Origin of the sequence: Undibacterium parvum, from assembly GCF_003955735.1 — a bacterium.
GTDB classification, from domain to species: Bacteria; Pseudomonadota; Gammaproteobacteria; order Burkholderiales; family Burkholderiaceae_D; genus Undibacterium; species Undibacterium parvum.
In genome coordinates, this window is the sequence record NZ_CP034464.1 from 3,799,537 (window position 1) to 3,818,095 (window position 18,559).

The 18,559-nt window shown below is 51.2% G+C and carries 16 protein-coding genes; 8 read left to right on the forward strand and 8 right to left on the reverse strand.

Features of this window, described 5'->3' with window-relative positions; all coding sequences use genetic code 11:
* Position 1: 1 nt before the first annotated feature.
* The 3 genes from EJN92_RS16620 to aroG all read left to right on the forward strand — a co-directional run bounded on the left by EJN92_RS16620 (position 2) and on the right by aroG (position 3,778).
* Positions 2–799, forward strand: coding sequence for a carbon-nitrogen hydrolase family protein (locus tag EJN92_RS16620; protein ID WP_126128837.1), 798 nt, complete (start codon positions 2–4; stop codon positions 797–799).
* Positions 800–914: 115 nt separating this feature from the next.
* Positions 915–2,375, forward strand: a complete 1,461-nt coding sequence (gene tldD / locus EJN92_RS16625) for a metalloprotease TldD (protein ID WP_126128838.1) — start codon at positions 915–917, stop codon at positions 2,373–2,375.
* A 341-nt stretch (positions 2,376–2,716) separates the two neighbouring features.
* Entirely contained in the window at positions 2,717–3,778 is a 1,062-nt protein-coding gene (gene aroG, locus EJN92_RS16630; protein WP_126128839.1) for a 3-deoxy-7-phosphoheptulonate synthase AroG, read from the forward strand.
* Positions 3,779–3,889: 111 nt separating this feature from the next.
* Here the strand turns inward: aroG and EJN92_RS16635 are convergent, their stop codons facing one another.
* Both EJN92_RS16635 and EJN92_RS16640 read right to left on the reverse strand, forming a co-directional pair.
* Complete coding sequence (locus EJN92_RS16635) at positions 3,890–4,522, reverse strand: retropepsin-like aspartic protease family protein (RefSeq protein WP_126128840.1); 633 nt, start codon at positions 4,520–4,522, stop codon at positions 3,890–3,892.
* Positions 4,523–4,535: 13 nt separating this feature from the next.
* Positions 4,536–5,027, reverse strand: coding sequence for a YajQ family cyclic di-GMP-binding protein (locus tag EJN92_RS16640; protein WP_126128841.1), 492 nt, complete (start codon positions 5,025–5,027; stop codon positions 4,536–4,538).
* A 110-nt stretch (positions 5,028–5,137) separates the two neighbouring features.
* On the opposite strand from EJN92_RS16640, the gene murB reads away from it, so the two are divergent.
* Positions 5,138–6,166: a UDP-N-acetylmuramate dehydrogenase gene (murB, locus tag EJN92_RS16645; protein ID WP_126128842.1), complete on the forward strand. Its 1,029-nt coding sequence runs from the start codon at positions 5,138–5,140 to the stop codon at positions 6,164–6,166.
* A gap of 137 nt (positions 6,167–6,303) precedes the next feature.
* On the forward strand, positions 6,304–7,086 hold the full coding sequence (locus EJN92_RS16650; RefSeq protein WP_126128843.1) for an SDR family NAD(P)-dependent oxidoreductase: 783 nt from the start codon (positions 6,304–6,306) through the stop codon (positions 7,084–7,086).
* Between the two features lie 240 nt (positions 7,087–7,326).
* Here EJN92_RS16650 and ppnP read toward each other — a convergent pair whose 3' ends face one another.
* The 4 genes from ppnP to EJN92_RS16670 all read right to left on the reverse strand — a co-directional run bounded on the left by ppnP (position 7,327) and on the right by EJN92_RS16670 (position 11,291).
* Positions 7,327–7,641, reverse strand: a complete 315-nt coding sequence (gene ppnP / locus EJN92_RS16655; RefSeq protein ID WP_126128844.1) for a pyrimidine/purine nucleoside phosphorylase — start codon at positions 7,639–7,641, stop codon at positions 7,327–7,329.
* 99 nt (positions 7,642–7,740) lie between these two features.
* Positions 7,741–8,970, reverse strand: coding sequence for an argininosuccinate synthase (locus tag EJN92_RS16660; protein ID WP_126128845.1), 1,230 nt, complete (start codon positions 8,968–8,970; stop codon positions 7,741–7,743).
* 72 nt (positions 8,971–9,042) lie between these two features.
* Positions 9,043–9,960 carry an ornithine carbamoyltransferase gene (argF, locus tag EJN92_RS16665; RefSeq protein WP_126128846.1) on the reverse strand — a complete coding sequence of 306 codons (918 nt, stop codon included), beginning with the start codon at positions 9,958–9,960 and terminating at the stop codon, positions 9,043–9,045.
* Positions 9,961–10,088: 128 nt separating this feature from the next.
* Positions 10,089–11,291, reverse strand: coding sequence for an acetylornithine transaminase (locus tag EJN92_RS16670; protein WP_126128847.1), 1,203 nt, complete (start codon positions 11,289–11,291; stop codon positions 10,089–10,091).
* A gap of 42 nt (positions 11,292–11,333) precedes the next feature.
* Between EJN92_RS16670 and EJN92_RS21610 the strand changes: the two genes are divergently transcribed.
* A complete protein-coding gene (locus EJN92_RS21610) occupies positions 11,334–11,585 on the forward strand; it encodes a hypothetical protein (protein ID WP_126128848.1) in 252 nt (83 codons plus the stop codon).
* Here the strand turns inward: EJN92_RS21610 and EJN92_RS16680 are convergent.
* Positions 11,571–12,599 carry a CDP-6-deoxy-delta-3,4-glucoseen reductase gene (locus EJN92_RS16680; RefSeq protein WP_126128849.1) on the reverse strand — a complete coding sequence of 343 codons (1,029 nt, stop codon included), beginning with the start codon at positions 12,597–12,599 and terminating at the stop codon, positions 11,571–11,573. The two genes, EJN92_RS21610 and EJN92_RS16680, sit on opposite strands and share 15 nt — an antisense overlap.
* 35 nt (positions 12,600–12,634) lie before the next feature.
* Between EJN92_RS16680 and EJN92_RS16685 the strand changes: the two genes are divergently transcribed.
* Entirely contained in the window at positions 12,635–13,543 is a 909-nt protein-coding gene (locus EJN92_RS16685; RefSeq protein ID WP_126128850.1) for an SDR family oxidoreductase, read from the forward strand.
* Between the two features lie 324 nt (positions 13,544–13,867).
* Positions 13,868–16,624: an HD domain-containing phosphohydrolase gene (locus EJN92_RS16690; protein WP_126128851.1), complete on the forward strand. Its 2,757-nt coding sequence runs from the start codon at positions 13,868–13,870 to the stop codon at positions 16,622–16,624.
* A 122-nt stretch (positions 16,625–16,746) separates the two neighbouring features.
* On the opposite strand, the gene tfpB is transcribed toward EJN92_RS16690, so the two are convergent.
* The gene (gene tfpB / locus EJN92_RS16695) at positions 16,747–18,528 is read right to left on the reverse strand and encodes a type IV pilus assembly ATPase TfpB (RefSeq protein ID WP_126128852.1); all 1,782 of its coding nucleotides are present in this window, start codon (positions 18,526–18,528) and stop codon (positions 16,747–16,749) included.
* Positions 18,529–18,559 lie beyond the last annotated feature (31 nt).

Here is an 18,559-nt window from a genome sequence, read left to right on the forward strand (position 1 = left end):
TATGCGAGTAGCAGCGATACAAATGGTTTCAACAGAAAGCCTGGCTCAGAATATGGTGACGGCCGCTTCCTTATTGCAAAAAGCGCGCGACACAGGAGCTCAATTATTACTACTGCCTGAATATTGGCCGCAAATGGGCTTGCAAGAGACCGATAAACTGACTATCGCCGAGCCTCTTGGTCACGGTGTGATTCAGGGTTTTTTGTCTGGCACGGCGCGCCGTTTGGGTGCTTGGATCATAGGCGGTACGCTTCCTTTGATCTCATCAGAAGAAAATAAGGTGCTCAATACCAGCTTGGTCTACAACCCTCAGGGGGAGGCGGTCGCGCACTATGACAAAATCCATCTGTTTGGATTTAGTAAAGGCAGCGAGTCGTATGAGGAGTCCAGAACCATCGTGGCTGGCGATGAGGTGGCTACTTTTGAGACTGATCTAGGCAAGGTTGGCCTGTCAATCTGCTACGATTTGCGCTTCCCGGAACTGTTTCGGCACATGGGTGTATGTACTTTGATCGTCGTACCTGCGGCTTTTACTCACACCACGGGACAGGCGCACTGGGAAATATTATTGCGCGCCCGAGCCATAGAAAACCAGTGTTACGTGTTGGCTGCGGCACAAGGTGGCTTGCATACCAATGGTCGACGCACATGGGGGCATAGTATGTTGATCGACCCCTGGGGTAAAATCGTCGATGTATTGTCCGATGGTGAGGGCGTCGTCAGCGGTGAGCTTGATATGGCTCTGTTGCAGGGGATACGCGAAAATCTACCGGCCTTAAAACACCGAAAACTTGTTTGATCCCTACGTGGCGGCCAGATGATCTACAATTCGAAGATACCGACATAAATTGAGGCTAATAATTTAGCTTTTGCGCCTCTTGCGCGATGTTCCGCCCCATTTCTATAGATAGCATATGAAACTATTTGACTCAAATCTGCAGCATCTCGCGATCGCCCGAGATATATTACTTACCCCATTTGGCTTGGACGAGGCTAAATTACAAAAAGCCTTGGGCTCGATGTTTACGCATAGGATTGATTATGCGGATCTGTATTTTCAGTTTACCAAAAATGAGGGTTGGAGTTTAGAAGAGGGCATAGTAAAAACCGGAAGTTTTTCGATAGATCAAGGGGTAGGCGTGCGCGCTATCTCTGGTGATAAAACTGCTTTTTCCTATTCTGATGAAATTTCTGAAATTGCCTTGCTGGAGGCCGCCAAAGCCACTCGCACCATCGCCCGTCAAGGCTCTGGCAAGGTAAAAGTAGCATCGCAAATGCAAGCACGTGCCAGTCAGGCGCTGTTTCTGAAAAACGATCCTTTAGCTTCACTTGATGCGACCGAAAAAGTGAGTTTGTTAGAGCGGCTGGAAAAAATAGCCAGAGCTAAAGATCCGCGTGTAGTGCAAGTCATGGCCGGTTTGGCGGGTGAGTATGACGTTATTCTGGTAGCTCGTAGCGACGGCATAATGGCGGCCGATATCCGCCCGCTGGTTCGGGTTTCCGTCACTGTCATTGTAGAGCAAGACGGTCGTCGTGAAATGGGTTCTAGCGGTGGCGGTGGACGCTACGACTACTCTTATTTTTCCGATGCTTTATTGGCGCAATATGCTGATGAGGCTGTGAAGTCGGCTTTAGTCAATCTCGATGCAAGGCCGGCACCGGCTGGTCCGATGACGGTGGTGCTAGGTTCCGGTTGGCCTGGCATTCTTTTACATGAAGCGATCGGTCATGGTCTGGAAGGCGATTTTAATCGTAAAGGATCAAGTACTTTTTCCGGACGCATCGGTGACCGCGTTGCCGCCAAAGGCGTTACTGTGGTGGATGATGGCACACTCGCTAATCGTCGCGGATCTCTGAATATCGACGATGAGGGCAATCCTACTCAATGCACCACCTTGATCGAGGACGGTATTTTGAAGGGCTATATTCAGGATACGATGAATGCCCGTCTGATGAAAATGCCGGTGACTGGCAATGCACGACGTGAATCTTTCGCCCATCTGCCTATGCCGCGTATGACCAATACCTATATGCTGGCGGGCGATAAAGATCCTCAGGAGATTTTGGCCTCGGTAAAAAATGGTCTTTACGCGGTTAATTTTGGCGGTGGTCAGGTCGATATCACGAATGGGAAATTCGTTTTCTCAGCCAGCGAAGCGTATATGATAGAAGACGGTAAAGTGACGTATCCGGTCAAAGGCGCGACCTTGATTGGCAATGGTCCGGACGTCTTGAATCGTGTCTCTATGATAGGTAACGATATGCGTCTCGATCCTGGTGTCGGTGTCTGCGGTAAGGAAGGACAGAGTGTGCCGGTAGGTGTGGGCCAACCTACCTTGCGTATTGACGGTTTGGTGGTTGGCGGAACCGCATAGCAACATTGGCAAGATCATGATTTTCGTCAGGAAACAGAATAAAATAAAACAAAAGCCTTGCCAAGCCACGTAAAATATTGTTATAGTCAATGCATCTGATTTGAAAAGTTCGCCATGACACACGCACGATTTTACTTTTATTTTTATTTTAGCTATTCCAACCCCAAGGCGGTGGAGAAGCGGTAAGTTCACGTAAAAGCAAGATCCGAACATATCAAATCTAAAAAATCCGCCAGCACTGGCGGATTTTTTTTTGCCTTATTAATTTAGATTTCAGTATTTATTTTTGTAAATTTTTATTCAACCTTAATCAAGAATTTTAACCATAAAGCGGGAAAAACATGCAACGCACCGACGATTTACGCATACGGGAAATGAAGGAACTGCTGCCGCCATCGCATCTGATACGCGAATTTGCCTGTTCTGAAAAGGCATCTGAAACGGCGTCCGGTGCCAGAACCGCGCTACACCGTATTTTGCATGCACAAGACGACAGGGTCATGGTGGTGATCGGACCTTGCTCGATACACGATACCAAGGCAGCCATGGAATATGCGCACAAACTGGTAGAGCAGCGTGAACGTTTTTCCGGTGAATTGGAAATCGTCATGCGTGTGTATTTTGAAAAACCACGCACTACCGTGGGTTGGAAGGGCTTGATCAATGATCCGTATATGGACAATAGCTTTCGCATCAATGACGGCTTAAGGATAGCGCGTGAATTGCTACTCAATATCAATGAGTTGGGTCTACCTGCCGGCACTGAGTACCTAGACGTGATCAGCCCGCAATACATTGCCGATCTGATTAGCTGGGGTGCCATCGGGGCCCGAACCACTGAATCGCAAGTGCATAGAGAGCTCGCTTCCGGGCTGTCCTGCCCGGTTGGTTTTAAGAACGGCACCGATGGTAACGTCAAGATCGCAGTGGACGCGATCAAGGCCGCATCGCAACCGCATCACTTTTTATCAGTGACCAAGGGCGGGCATTCGGCGATTGTTTCTACCAATGGCAATGAAGATTGCCACATCATTTTGCGTGGCGGTAAGACGCCTAATTATGATGCTGTCAGTGTTGATGCAGCGTGTAAAGACATTGCCTCCAATGGCCTTGCTTCGCGCCTGATGATAGATGCATCGCATGCGAATAGCTCTAAAAATCCAGCCAATCAAATTCCAGTGTGTGCCGATATCGCAGCGCAAATTGCGGGCGGCGACAACCGCATTGTGGGCGTGATGATAGAGTCGAATCTGGTAGCGGGACGTCAAGATCTGGTGCCTGGCAAGGACCTGGTCTACGGCATGTCGGTGACGGATGGCTGCATCGCCTGGGATGAGAGTATCGCGGTGCTGGAAGGTTTGGCCGATGCGGTTAAACAGCGCAGACTTAAACAGACAGAATAGTCTGGATAAGTGGCGGTAGAATAAAATTAAAGAGCCCCTAGGAGTAGAAAATTCCTAGCGGCTCTTTAATGTGTTGTTGAGTGTACTGCCTAGCGTGCTGTTTAGTGCGCGTTAAAAACGTTTGGTCAGTACCATTTGCTCACCGTTGCGGTTCATTTCCATGCGGTTTAAAAATGACATTCCCAACAAAATACTTGTTAGCCCTTGTTCTTGCACCATGGCTTCGACTTGATTGAGTTCGACGTCGCCGATCTTGACCGAATCTAGTTGGACGATATACACCACCACTTGGCCGTTGGCAGTGTTGGCGCGCCCCATTTTCCCAGTTTTATAATTGATACCTAAGCGTAGCGCTTCGGATGCTGGCATCGCGATTACACTCGCACCGGTATCGACTAGCATACTCACGCTGCCGCCGTTGATGAGTCCTTTTGCCATAAAGTGACCGCGCGTATCGGCTTGCAAAGTGACGCTGGTATTCGCACTAGGCGCAGAACGGTGCACATACTGACCGATCGCCAAGACCTGACGCTTACCATTGACTTCTATGGTGGCATTGGTATTGTCGGCGGCGATTAATTTAGCGCCGTCAGCGATCACATTGCCGACCGCGTAGGTCTTGGGTGAACTGCCATTGACCACCAGCACCGCTTTGCCAGGGAATAATCCCACCACATCGATGGTAGCGGCATGGGCCGAGAATACCAGTCCGGACAGGCACAGCAAGCTGCAAAGTATTCTCATGGCAGACTTTAGCTTAGTCGCGGAAGTTGTTAAATTCCAGTGGCAAATCTTTGATTTCTTTGCGCAGCATCGCCATCGCCTCTTGCAAATCATCGCGCTTGGCACCAGTCACACGCACCGCATCGCCTTGTATGCTCGCTTGTACCTTGAGCTTACTGTCCTTGATGGTCTTGACGATTTTTTTTGCATCGTCACTTTCTATCCCGTTCTTGATCTTGATGACTTGCTTGACCTTGTCGCCGCCGATTTTCTCTACCTTGCCTTTGTCGAGAAAACGTACATCAACGCCGCGCTTGCCCATGGTTTGGGTTACTTCTATCATGATCTGTTCGAGGTGAAACTCGGAATCGCCAAAAATTGTGACTTCGCGTTCTTTTTCCTTCAGTTCAACTTTGGCGCTGGTACCTTTTAAGTCAAAGCGATTGGTGACCACTTTGTTGGTCTGCACAATCGCATTTTTAACTTCGTCCATATTCGCTTCAGAGACGGTATCAAAAGAGGGCATGTTTATTCCTTGGTAATTAAATCTAAATTAATTGAATTGACGACTATGGACGTATTTTAACAAAAGCCAGCACTAACTTCGCGTCTATTCGCGTCTATAATTCTGCCACTATGAATACGCCACTTTCCCTACAAAAAAATATTTCCCTGCTCAAACTCAATAGCTTTGGCATCGCGGCGCAAGCTTTGGCATTTTTGCGCATTGAGAACGAACAGCAATTGACACAGATCAGAGCAGACGCACAACTGGCCGCCATGCCCAGATTAATACTTGGCGGTGGCAGCAATCTGGTGCTCTCTGACAAGCTCGATGCGTTGGTGCTGCAGATTGCCATGATGGGCAAGCAGATCGTGGCTGAGGATAATGAGTTTGTGTTTGTTTCTGCGGCAGCGGGCGAGACGTGGCATGAGTTTGTCTTGTGGACTCTGCAAGAGGGCTTGGGCGGAATGGAAAATCTTTCATTGATACCAGGAACAGTTGGTGCCGCGCCTATACAAAATATCGGCGCTTATGGTGTTGAGATGCAGGATTATTTCCATCACCTGACGGCGTTTGATTTTCTCACCGGGGAGGTCGTCACGCTGGATAAACAGGCCTGCCAGTTCAGTTACCGCGACAGTATTTTCAAGCATGACTACCGTGACAGAATGGTGATTTTGAACGTGGTTTTTGCCTTGCCCAAAATATGGCAGCCGCGTTTGAACTATGGCGATGTGGCGCAAAGCCTAGTGGCGCAAGGCATTTCTGCCCCAGCTCCAAAAGACATCAGCGAGGCTATCATCGCTATCCGCCGTAGCAAATTGCCGGATCCTGCGGAGATCGGCAATGCCGGGAGTTTTTTCAAGAACCCTATCGTTAGCGCCGAGCTGCGCGACTCCTTACTGACGCAGTATCCAGCCATGGTCAGCTATGCGCAAACCGACGGTGGCTATAAGCTGGCGGCAGGCTGGCTGATAGAGCAAACCGGCTGGAAGGGGAAAGCCCTGGGGAAGGTCGGCGTGTATCACAAGCAGGCGCTGGTGCTAGTCAATCTCGGTGGCGCAACAGGCGCAGAAGTACGTCAGTTGGCGCAGCAGATACAAGCCGATGTGAAGGCAAAATTTGGTGTGCGACTGGAAGTGGAACCGGTTTTTGCCTGATCTGATTCGCGTGTATTCTCGAATACGCAATTAAGCAAGGTCAGTGCGCAAGCGATAGTTTGATTTTTATCCTGCCCTAGCGCGTCACTTCCGGGTAGCATGTGTTTTATCCTATCAATCCGTCAAAGGGCAATTTCATGGGCAAGACCATTTTGATCACTGGTGCCGGCAGCGGCTTTGGGAAATTGGCGGCATTCGCCTTGGCACAACGCGGCCACTGTGTCATCGCCGCTACCTACGATCAGGCGCAGGCAGAAGCCTTACAAATCGAGGCAAGCGAAGCGGGCATTACGCTCAACATCATCAAGCTCGATATCACTCGTGAAGAAGACCGGCGTCAACTGATCGGCAGCGGTATTGACGTGCTGGTCAATAACGCCGGTGTCGGTGAGTCCGGGCCACTGGCGGAAGTGCCTTTAGAGCGGATCCGCCGCACCTTTGAAACCAATGTGATCGGTAGTCTTGGCATGGTGCAACTGGCAGTGCCTGAGCTGATTAAGCGTGGCGGCGGCACTATCGTTTTTGTGACCTCGCTGGCAGGGCGTATGCCTATCCCTTTTCTGGCGCCGTACGGCATGAGCAAGTATGCGCTGGAAGTGGCCGGTGCCGATCTGGCAGTCGAGTTAAAACCTTTTAACATTGCGGTTTCGATGGTGGAGCCGGGTGCTTTTGCTACCGGCTTTAACGAAGCGCAGATCGCCACCAAATATAGTTGGATGGGGCCGGAGTCGATTTACCGCGATCAACAGGCATTTATAAAGAAAAACGAAAAGACGGTACTTGGGCTGCAAAGCGTCAAAATAGAAACAGTGATACAGACGCTGGTCAAGGTAGTCGAAGCGAAGCATCCCCGTCTGCGTTACGCCGTACCAAAGTGGCAGGGTGCCGGGATACAGTTATTGCGTGCGTTTGGAATGTAAGCCGAGTAAACCGCGACTCTGTTTTGAGAATTTTCCAAAGCAGAGTGCGCAGTATCCATGCGCCTTACAGGCCATTTTCATGCCAGAAGACGCATGGATGCTGCGGATGCCAGTTTAGGGAACTTCTAAAAACCCGTTAATCGAAATGCAGCGCAAGGCGCAAACCGGAGCAATACGTCGGTATTGCGAGGATTTGCAACGCCGCGATGCGCCCGAGTATGGGTTTTTTAGAAGTTCCCTTTAAATAAAATGGCAAACGTAATCCAAGGTTTCCAGTGTCTCGATATCGAAGCTGGAATTGGCTGGCACATTAAATTGCTGGCCGCCTTCATAGTTCGCCCAGGCCTGTTCGCCCTTGATGCGGATGCGGCATTTACCTGCATTTAATTCCATAATTTCTGCGGCGCCGGTATTAAATACCAGGCTAGACGGGAAGATCACGCCTATGGTCTTTTTGCTGCCATCGGCAAACAAGACGGTATGCGAAACGCATTTGCCGTCGAAGTAGATATTGGCTTGCTTGATGACGCTAACCTGGTCGAATTGTGTAGTCATGATGAGTCAGTGTGGTGGAGGGAAAAAGGCAAAAAAACAGCCCGATGTCTTGCGAGATCGAGCCGTTTTAAGTGAATACGAATAAATTGCTAAATAGCCTTAGCCGCGTTTAGCTTTGGCGTTGGCTGCAATGCGCATGCGCAGGGCATTTAACTTGATAAAGCCGCCGGCGTCGGCCTGGTTGTAAGCGCCGCCATCTTCGTCGAAAGTGGCGATCGTCATGTCGAACAGCGAATCCGTTTTTGAGTCGCGCGAGACGGTAATGACATTGCCTTTGTAGAGCTTCAGGCGAACCCAGCCGTTGACGTTCAGTTGGGTATGGTCGATCAGGGTTTGCAGAGCGACGCGCTCTGGTGCCCACCAGTAGCCGTTATAGATCAGGCTGGCGTAACGTGGCATCAGATCGTCTTTCAGATGGGCCACTTCACGGTCTAAGGTAATCGATTCTATCGCACGGTGCGCGCGCAGCATGATGGTGCCGCCCGGGGTTTCGTAGCAACCGCGTGACTTCATGCCGACGTAACGGTTTTCCACTAGATCCAGACGGCCGATGCCATGCTTGCCACCCAGTCGATTCAGTTCCGTGAGCACCGTGGCGGGTGACATACGCACGCCGTTCAGCGCAACGATATCGCCTTTTTCGTATTCGATATCGAGGTACTCTGGTGTATCCGGAGCTTGCTCAGGGCTGACCGTCCAGCGCCACATGCTTTCTTCGGCTTCGTTACTTGGGTTTTCTAGGTGACGGCCTTCAAAGCTGATGTGCAGCAGATTGGCGTCCATCGAGTAAGGCGCGCCGCCATTTTTATGCTTCTGGTCGATTTCTATGCCGGCGTCTTCTGCGTATTTCATCAGTTTTTCGCGTGACAATAAATCCCACTCACGCCATGGCGCGATGACTTTAACATTAGGCATCAAGGCATAGGCACCGAGTTCAAAACGGACCTGATCATTGCCTTTGCCAGTCGCACCGTGCGAGATGGTATCGGCACCGGTGGCCTTGGCGATTTCGATCAGGCGCTTGGCGATCAAAGGACGGGCGATTGATGTACCTAACAGGTATTCGCCTTCATACACGGTGTTAGCGCGGAACATAGGAAAGACGAAGTCACGTACGAATTCTTCACGTACATCATCGATGAAAATATTCTCAGGCTTGATACCGAATTTCAGTGCTTTGGCGCGCGCCGGTTCGAGCTCTTCGCCCTGGCCGAGATCGGCGGTAAAGGTGATGATTTCACAGTTGTAATTATCTTGCAGCCATTTCAAAATGACTGAGGTATCTAAGCCGCCGGAATAGGCTAGCACTACTTTTTTGACGTCGCTCATAATTCGCTTTCTGTTGGTTCTACGTTGTTTGAGTATTTTTATTGCGTTTTTGTTGCGTTCAAACGCAAGCCTTTATTCGGTGATCTTGCCGACTACTAAAAATTCCAGCAGGGCTTTTTGTATATGCAGACGGTTTTCCGCTTCATCCCAGACTACCGATTGCGGTCCGTCGATGACGCCGGCCGAAACTTCTTCGCCGCGATGTGCCGGCAGACAGTGCATGAACAAGGCATCCGGATTGGCACGCGCCATCTTGGCTTCATCCACGATCCAGCCGTCGAAGGCGGCTAAACGAGCCTGATTCTCGGCCTCGTAGCCCATGCTGGTCCAGACATCGGTATTCACGACATCTACGCCTTCACAAGCATCCGATGGATTTTCAAAGACCGTGTAATGGCTGGCCTCGGCAGTCACTAGCTCCATGGCTATGTCATAGCCTTTGGGCGTAGAAATATGCAGATGGAAGCCAAAGATAACGGCCGCCTGCAACCACGAATACAGCATATTGTTGGCGTCACCGATCCAGGCTACTTTCTTGCCAGCGATAGAGCCGCGGTGCTCGATATAGGTGAAGACATCGGCAAACACCTGACATGGGTGATGTTGATTGGTCAGACCATTAATAACAGGCACACGCGAATTGGCAGCGAAGCGCTCTATCATTTCTTGTTCGAAGGTGCGGATCATGATGATGTCGCACATGCGCGAGATGACTTGGCCCGCATCTTCTACCGGCTCGCCGCGCCCTAGTTGGCTGTCGCGGGTGTTGAGGTAGATCGCTGCGCCGCCGAGTTGGTGCATGCCAGCCTCAAACGAGAGACGGGTACGGGTAGAATTTTTTTCAAAAATCATCACCAGCGTGCGATCCAGCAGCGGATGGTAGGGCTCGTAATTTTTAAATTTGCGCTTGATGATGCGCGCGCGTTCCATCACGTACTCGAATTCGGGAAGCGATAAATCGGAGAATTGTAAAAAGTGTCTGATAGCCATAAATAAAATCGCTGACAAGAGGAAATTCTGTCAGCGCCTGTTATAACTGCTGAATTATAAGGGATTTAATAGAGCAAGCTGCATAAATTCTGAAAGCTTGCTTTTTCGCATCTAAAAGAGTGCCGTGCTTATTTTTTAATCTGTGTCATGATCTGTGTCAGTAAGCTGTCTAACATGCCCAGCATCAGATCAAGTTCTTCTATACTGACATTCAAGGCTGGCATGAAACGCAATAAATCTGGCCGTGGCGAGTTTAGCAGTACGCCAAATGGCTGCATGTCACGTCCGGCCTCGACCAGCTTAGCGCCTATGTCTGAGCCTAATTTGAGGGCGCGCAATAAGCCTTCGCCGCGCTCGCCCTGCAAGCCGTGTTTTTCCGATAGTTTGAGCAAGGCTTTACTCAGATAGTCAGATTTTTCTTTGACCGACGCCATGAAACCGGGTGCCAGTAATTCTTTTAGTACTGCAATACCGACGGCCGTAATTAAAGGATTGCCGTTGTAGGTACCGCCTTGGTCGCCAGGCACAAAACAAGCGACCGCTTCGCGGCATAACAGGGCAGCTAAAGGTACACCACCGCCTATGCCTTTACCCAACGTCATGATGTCCGGTTCGATGTCTGATAACTGATAGGCAAACAATTCGCCGGTACGGCCCATGCCGGTTTGCACTTCGTCGACGATCAAGAGGATATTATGTTTTTTGGTCAGGGCGCGCAGGGCTTGCATGAATTCGCGGCTGGCCGGCAATACGCCGCCTTCGCCTTGTACCGGTTCGAGCATTACCGCAACAGTTTTATCCGTGATCAGTTGTTCTACTGAGGCGATGTCGTTCAGGTCGGCTTTCGGGAAGCCTGTGACTTGCGGTGCAAAAATAGTATCCCAGCCCGGCTTGCCAGAGGCTGACATAGTAGCCAAAGTGCGGCCATGGAAGCCATGATCAAAGGTGATGATTTCGTAAGCACCGGCTTTATTTAGCTGGCCCCATTTACGCGCCAGTTTAATCGCGCCTTCATTTGCTTCGGCGCCGCTATTGGTAAAAAACACGCGGTCAAAGCAAGAGTTGGCAGTGAGCATGCTCGCCAATTCTATGGCAGGCGCGTTATAAAAAGCAGGGGAGGGATTGAGTAATTTTTTCGATTGCGCAATTAGGGCATCTTGTATGCATTGCGGCGAATGGCCCAGGCAGTTGACCGCCCAGCCTTGCAGGAAATCGAGATAGCGTTTGCCATTGTGATCGCTCATCCACATGCCGCTGCCTTCGGTAAACACCAGCTCCGGGCGCGGTGTGATGTACATGAGTGCGTTCACGTTGTACTGACTGAATTCCATTTGTTGGCTCCTGAAAAAGCGGGGGGTGAGGTTGAATAAAAAATGAATACAAACTTGGATGTAAAAAAAGCCACAGGTTTTTGTCCTGTGGCTTCTATTTGCGTTAAGCTTAATTTACTTAAGACTGCTTTTTTACGCGTAAGACTTCCCAGGCTCGATCTGCAAGCTACGGCGTCGGGCACTATTTGGGGAAAACATGTCGGTAAAAGAATTCATAAGCATAGTGTAAATCAGTTTTGGGTATTTTGCGCACTGCAGTATAAAATTTTGCAAAAAAATTTACGCGCCTTGTAAATCTGCTTCTGAGGTAAACGAATCAGCGTAAAACTCATCTGCCGGCAATTGGCATTGTGCGATAAAGTCGCGTTTGGCCGAGTCGACTACGATAGGCGCGCCGCAGGCGTACACCTGATAGCCCGATAAATCGGCATAATCCGCCATCACCGCCTGATGTACGAAACCGCTGCGACCACTCCACAGATCTTCTGGCAAAGCGTCGGAAATGACCGGCACGTAGTTAAAATTGCTGAGGCTGCTGGCCCATTCCTGACACAAGACATGCATGTACAAGTCCTGCGGTCTGCGGCCACCCCAGTACAGTGTCACCGGGCGGGTCGATTGTAGATCGATCAGATGTTCCATGAGCGCTTTGATAGGTGCGAATCCGGTACCGGATGCCAGCAGGATGATGGGCTTTTCCGTATCTTCACGTAGAAAGAAGCTACCCTGCGGACCTTCAAAGCGCAAAATGTCGCGTTCTTTCATGCTGGAAAATACCTGATCGGTAAACACGCCACCCGGCATGTGACGCAGATGCAGCGTAATTTGCCCATCGATATGCGGTGCATTGGCCATGCTGTAGCTACGCCGCTTGCCGTCTTTCAACATGAATTCTATGTACTGTCCGGCGCGGTATTGCAGGCGCTCGTTGGCGGGTAATTGCAGGGCGATCAGCATCACGTCTTCTGAGAGTTTTTCCATCTTGGCGATGCGACTCGGCATTTTTTTGAGTGGGAATTCCTCACTGCCCTGGATTTCACGTATTTCTATGTTGACGTCTGAATGCGGAACGGCGCAGCAAAACAAGGCCGCTCCTTGCGCTTCTTCGGTATCGGATAAGGCTTTTTGCTGGTGGCTGCCATGTGTTACCTGACCGGCTATTACTTTGCCTTTGCAGGAGCCGCAAGCGCCGTTTTTGCAGCCGTAAGGCAGGCCGACCCCGGCGCGCAGGGCGGCAGCGAGGATGGTTTCGTCTGCATCGCAGCTAAATTGTCGGCCGCTAGGCGCCACAGTTACTTGAAAAGTCATACAATTCCTGAAATAAAAAATCAGATAAAAATAAAATGAAGCTATCTTGCATCAAACCATCTCAGCGCTTGGGAAAACCACGTTTGCTGATCATCGGCTGTGGCGACGTAGGCATGCGCCTGTTACCCCTACTGAAACAGCAGTTTCGTATCTTTGCCCTGACTAGTCAGCCCGAGCGGCATGCTGAATTACGCGCCGCTGGCGCTGTGCCTATCACCGCAAATCTGGATCAGCCGCATAGTTTGGCGCGTCTAGCTGGTTTAGCAAACTATGTCGTGCATCTGGCACCACCGCCAGCAACTGGTGACTCGGACCAGCGCACCCGAAATTTGATCGCCATTTTACCTGACAAGAGCCGCCTTGTTTATATCAGCACCACCGGTGTGTATGGAAACTGCGGTGCGCAGCCATTTGATGAGTGTCGTCCGGTCGCGGCAAATAATCCGCGCGCTAAGCGCCGGGTGGCTGCCGAGTGCTTATTGCGCGCATGGGCGGTGCGCAGTCTATCGAGCTTGTCTATCTTGCGGGTGCCAGGTATTTACGCCGCCGACCGCTTACCACTGGAGCGTCTGCGTAAAGGCACGCCAGCATTGTTAGCTGCCGAGGATGTGTATACCAATCATATCCATGCCGATGATTTGGCGATGCTGATCAAGCTGGCCTTGTTTCGCGCGGCACCGAATCGGGTTTACCACGCAGTTGACGATAGCGATCTGAAGATGGCGGCATATTTTGATTTGGTGGCGGATCATTTTCAGTTGCCACGCCCGCCACGCTTAACGCGCACGGAACTGGCGCAGCAGATTTCTCCTATGTTGCTGTCGTTTATGTCTGAATCTCGGCGCATGCTGAACCGTCGCATCAAGCAAGAATTGGGTGCCCGACTTACTTACCCTAGTGTGTCGCAAGGCGTGCAGGCGGCGCTGAGCAAAAATCCAACATAAGACCTCCGAATGCACCCGGCCACCACGCATATTCCATGCGGGTGTGCGGCTAGCTTGCTCGCTAAGCCACGCCCAGATTGGGTCTTGGCGTGGCGCACGAAAGACCACGAAACCGCAGCAGCGATTTTGAAAATCGACTGAGGTTTTTTGTTTCTTTGCGCAAATGTCTCTTTTATGTCGATCTGGGTTTCGATATAAAAATTCAATGTAATAAAATGTTACTAAAAAGAACTCTTCATGTTAAATTGCTGCGGCAGCATGCTGATCTGAAAAAATTACGGCTCAAGGCCGGAAAATATAACAGTACAAAACCCAGGCTTACCCATGGAATTGTTCGCACTTAATCAAGATGTCCTCGCTCTGGAGTCCAGACTCGCCCTAATAGAGGGGAGTGCGCGACTCGATACCCTGATTGCTTTGGCCTGGGCTTTGCGTCAACGCGATTGTGAGGCAGCCTTGCGTTTAGTGGAGCAGGCCGAGGCCCTGTTGAATGATTACCTGATTGAAGATGCCAAGCTCCAAGGCGATTTAGCGCGTCTGTTGTTAATTAAAGGCGAAGTCAATTGGTTATTTGCCGATCTGGCTCAGGCCGAACAGCAGGCCATGTTAGCTATCAGTATTTTCGAGCGCTTAGGCAATCATATCGGTGCTGGTGATGCTAAGTGGCTGCTGGCATCGGTGTGGTTAGATCGCGGCGATGTGCAGCATCATGCCAAGTGGCTGGAGCTGGCCACGAACGATTATGCTCAGGCCGTTGATACTCAGCGGGTAGCCATCGCCCATGCGCGGGCTTTGCATTTTGCCGCGTTTCTGGATGCGCCTGGTACCAGTGCGCGGATTGCTGAATTGTTTGATCTGCAGCAGGAACAACCAGCTGCAGTGATGGCCTGGTTGGCCAGTGCGCTGGCGCTGGTGCCTAGTTTAAGCGGCGATCAGGTCACCGCTATCCGGGCGTATTCACAGGCTCACCTGGCAGCGCGCGACAGCGGCCAACTCAGACAGGCCATACTCAATGCCAGTAATGGTGCGGATGCCTTCGCCACTTTGGGCGATCTGGATGCAGCATTAGAATGGGATGAACATGCGTTGGCCTTGGCACGCGGCACCGGCTGGCCCTCTATGGTCGGCAACACCCTGATGCAAACTGGTAATGTGCTAAGGCTATTGGGGCGACGCGAAGAGGCTAAGGCGATCTTGTTGGAGGCGCAGTCCTCTATGCGTGAGTTGAGTAGTTCTAAATCCTACACCATGACTTTGCAGTATCTGGGCGATCTGGCGCTCGATTCCGGCGAGCCGCAGGCCGCGCTAGAGTATTTTCGCCAAGTCGAAGAGCGCATCACTAGTCTGGGCGAGCCATATTTTTTACTGCGTTGTTGGCGCGGTCAAGCCAATGCCCTGTGCCGTTTGGCGCAACCGCAAGAGGCTAGCGCCAAGGTCGCCGCCGCGTTCGTATTAGCCAGTCGTGAAGGTAGTGCCGACGAACAAATTAAGGCATTGCGGATTTATGCCGAGCTCTACCATTTGCACCCTTTGCCAGCGCCAGAAGGCATGGCCAGTGCCAGCCCCAGTCTGCATTTTTTAAATCAGGCTTTGGCAGTTGCTGCAACGATTAATGGCTACATCCTACCGAGTGAATTGCTTGATGAAGTCGCCAATGCCTATGCCCTGATCGGCAATTATCGGCTGGCCTACAGCTATTCTCAGTCAGCCGCAGCGGCGCGCGATAATAAACGCCTGGCCGATGCCGGCATCCGTGCGGTGGCGATGCAGGTGCGCCAGGAAACCGAGCGTGCCTACGCCTCGGCCAGATATCACCAGCAGCTCGCTATCAATGAGGCGAGTCGTGCCAGCTATCTGCAGGAAACCAATACCACCTTGGAAACCTTAGGTCTGATTGGCCGCGAGATGACCGCCAATCTGAATAAAGAGGCGGTGTTCGCCACTTTTTATCGACATGTCAGGCAATTGCTGGACGTCGCTTCATTTTCGATTTCCTTACTCGATGAGGATGGCGTCACGCTCAAAGGCAGTTTTTGCATGGAGCACGAGCGCGCTCTGCTTTTGTCGGATTTTTCTGTGCATGATGAGAGCATCTATACCGCGCGCTGTGCGCGCGAAAGACAAGAGATCTTAATCAATATCCGGCCTGATGAGGATTTGATTACGTCTAGCTGGATAGAAGGTAGTCTCGATACCCGCAGCCTATTGTTCGCCCCCTTGCTAGCAGGCGAGCGTTTGCTGGGGGTAATGTCGATACAATCGATACATACGCATGCCTATGCCGAGCGCGAAAGCGCGATCTTTCGTACCCTGTGCTCCTACGCGGCGATCGCACTCGAAAATGCCGCGGCGTATGCAATGGTCGATAGCGCCCAGTTGCAAGCGAATGCTGCGTTACAAGAATTAGGTAAGGCCAGAGAGAAGTTGGCGGATCATGCCGAATGGCTGGCTGAAGAAGTGAGCAAGGCGACCGGCGAGATCACCCAGCGTGAGCGCGAAACGGTGTATCGCTTATCCAAGGCAGCCGAGTATCGTGACCGTGAGACCGGTGCGCATATTTTGCGCATGGCGCATTACTCAGAAATTATTGCCAAAGGCTTGGGCTTGTCGGTGGCAGATCGCGAGTTATTGTTAGAGGCTGCGCCCATGCATGATATAGGCAAGGTGGGAATCGCCGATCATATTTTGCTCAAGCCAAGAAGACTCGATGGCGAAGAGTTTGAGGTGATGAAGCAGCACGCCCTGTATGGCTACGAAATTTTGAAAGAAAGCTCATCGAAAGTGCTGCAGGCCGGCGCTGCGATCGCTCGCGGACATCATGAGAAATATGATGGCAGCGGTTATCCGTACGGTTTAAAGGGCCAGCAGATACCAATTTTTAGCCGCATCGTCGCGGTGGCCGATGTGTTTGATGCCTTAACTTCGGAACGTCCGTATAAAAAAGCCTGGCCGCTGGAAGCCGCGGCCGACTATCTCAAAGCCAATAGCGGCTCACACTTTGACCCTGACTGTGTTTCCACCTTTTTCGATCACTGGGATGAGGTGCTGCATATCCGTGAACGCTTTCAGGATGAACATTGAATAGAATTTTTTGATGGCATGGCCCAAGGCGCATATCCCATGCGGCTTGCAGGGCAGGCCGGCTGGCAAGGCGCATGGAATATGCGCGTCCGGCCTGCACCTGTTTTTTTCTGTGTGTCGCTTTACACCAAGGCCGAAGTCACTTTTAAAACTTCATCGGCGGTGGTGACACCCTCCAAAATTTTATACGCGCCAGCGATCCTTAAGGGCTTCATCTGATCCTTGATGCTTTGCTCTCTGAGTGCATTGATGTCGGATTCTTGTTTAATTAGTTTGCTAAAGGGTTGTGTCACGGTGAGTAATTCATACAGACCAACCCGGCCTTTAAAGCCAGTTTGACGACAATCCGGGCAGCCTACAGGTCTATAAACTTTGGCCGGTTTCGCTATGCCCCATTCTTCGGTCAGGCTATACCACACGGTGTCGAGCATTTCGCCATCGTCGGATTTACACATCGGGCAAAGGGTACGCACCAGGCGCTGCGCCAGGATGCCTATGATGGTCGCTTCCAGTAGGTAATACGGGACGCCTAGTTCCAGCAGGCGCATGATGGCGGACGGCGCATCGTTGGTGTGCAAAGTGGACAGTACCAGATGCCCGGTCAGCGCCGCTTGTATCGCCATTTCAGCGGTTTGCAAGTCGCGGATCTCACCGACCATGATGATGTCGGGATCTTGCCGCATCAGGGCGCGCACCCCATCGGCAAAGCTCAGTCCAATATTGTGCTGTACCTGCATTTGGTTAAATGAGGCTTCCACCATTTCTATCGGGTCTTCGACGGTGCAGACATTCACTTCGGGGGTCGCCAATGCCTTCAGTGTGGTGTACAGCGTGGTGGTTTTGCCAGAGCCGGTCGGCCCGGTGACCAGGATAATGCCATGCGGTTTGCTGGTCAGATGATCCCAGCGCACCGCGTCCTCAATCGGGAAACCTAGTTCCGGCAAAGTTTTGACTACCACTTCCGGATCAAAGATACGCATCACCATTTTTTCGCCGAAGGCGGTAGGTAAGGTCGATAGGCGTAATTCGACTTCTACCCCGTCCTGAGTGACGGTTTTGATGCGGCCATCCTGGGGGCGACGTTTTTCGATGACGTCCATGCGTCCGAGTAGCTTGATCCTGGCCGTCATGGCGATCATCACAGTAGCGGGCACTTGATACACCTGATGCAGCACGCCATCGATACGGAAGCGTATGGTGGCAAGATCGCGCTTAGGCTCCAGATGGATGTCCGAGGCGCGTTGATCGAAGGCGAATTGCCATAGCCAGTCGACGATGTTGATGATGTGCTGATCGTTGGCGTCGAGTTGCTTATTGGCCTTCCCGAGTTCCACCAATTGCTCGAAGTTATTGCGCAGTGCCAGATCTTTATTGCCGGCGCGCTTGGCGTCTTTGATCGATTTTGCCAGTGAAAAAAACTGGGTAATGTATTGGGCAATTTCGAGCGGATTGGCCAGCACCAGTTTGATTTCTTTGCGGCTGAGGCGGGCAATTTCTTCTACCCAGGTATTATTGTAGGGGTCAGTGGTGGCCACGGTGACGCTAGTGGCGCCGGTCTCTACCGGTAGAATATTGAAGCGTGTGGCATAGGTCGATGACATCACATCGGCTACTTTTGCGAAATCAATCTTGAGCGGATCGATGCGGTAAAAAGGCAGATCGCATTTTTTGGCAGTCCATTCAGTCAACCAGTCCAGACTGAGCAATTGATGTGGCGCTAATTCCGAGTGCAGCTTGGTTTGTGCTACAGCAGTCAGTACATGCATGGTGGCCGGACCATTTCTTAAAATCACCTGGGCATTGGTAAATTCAAGTTTGGCGTTTTCTTTTTTGATGATGCCATCGCTCATCAACCAGGTAAATATCTGTTGTATGCTCAGTTGTTTTTGCAGAGATTTTGTCATGCTTGCTCGATGCCGGTTGGACTACACTTGG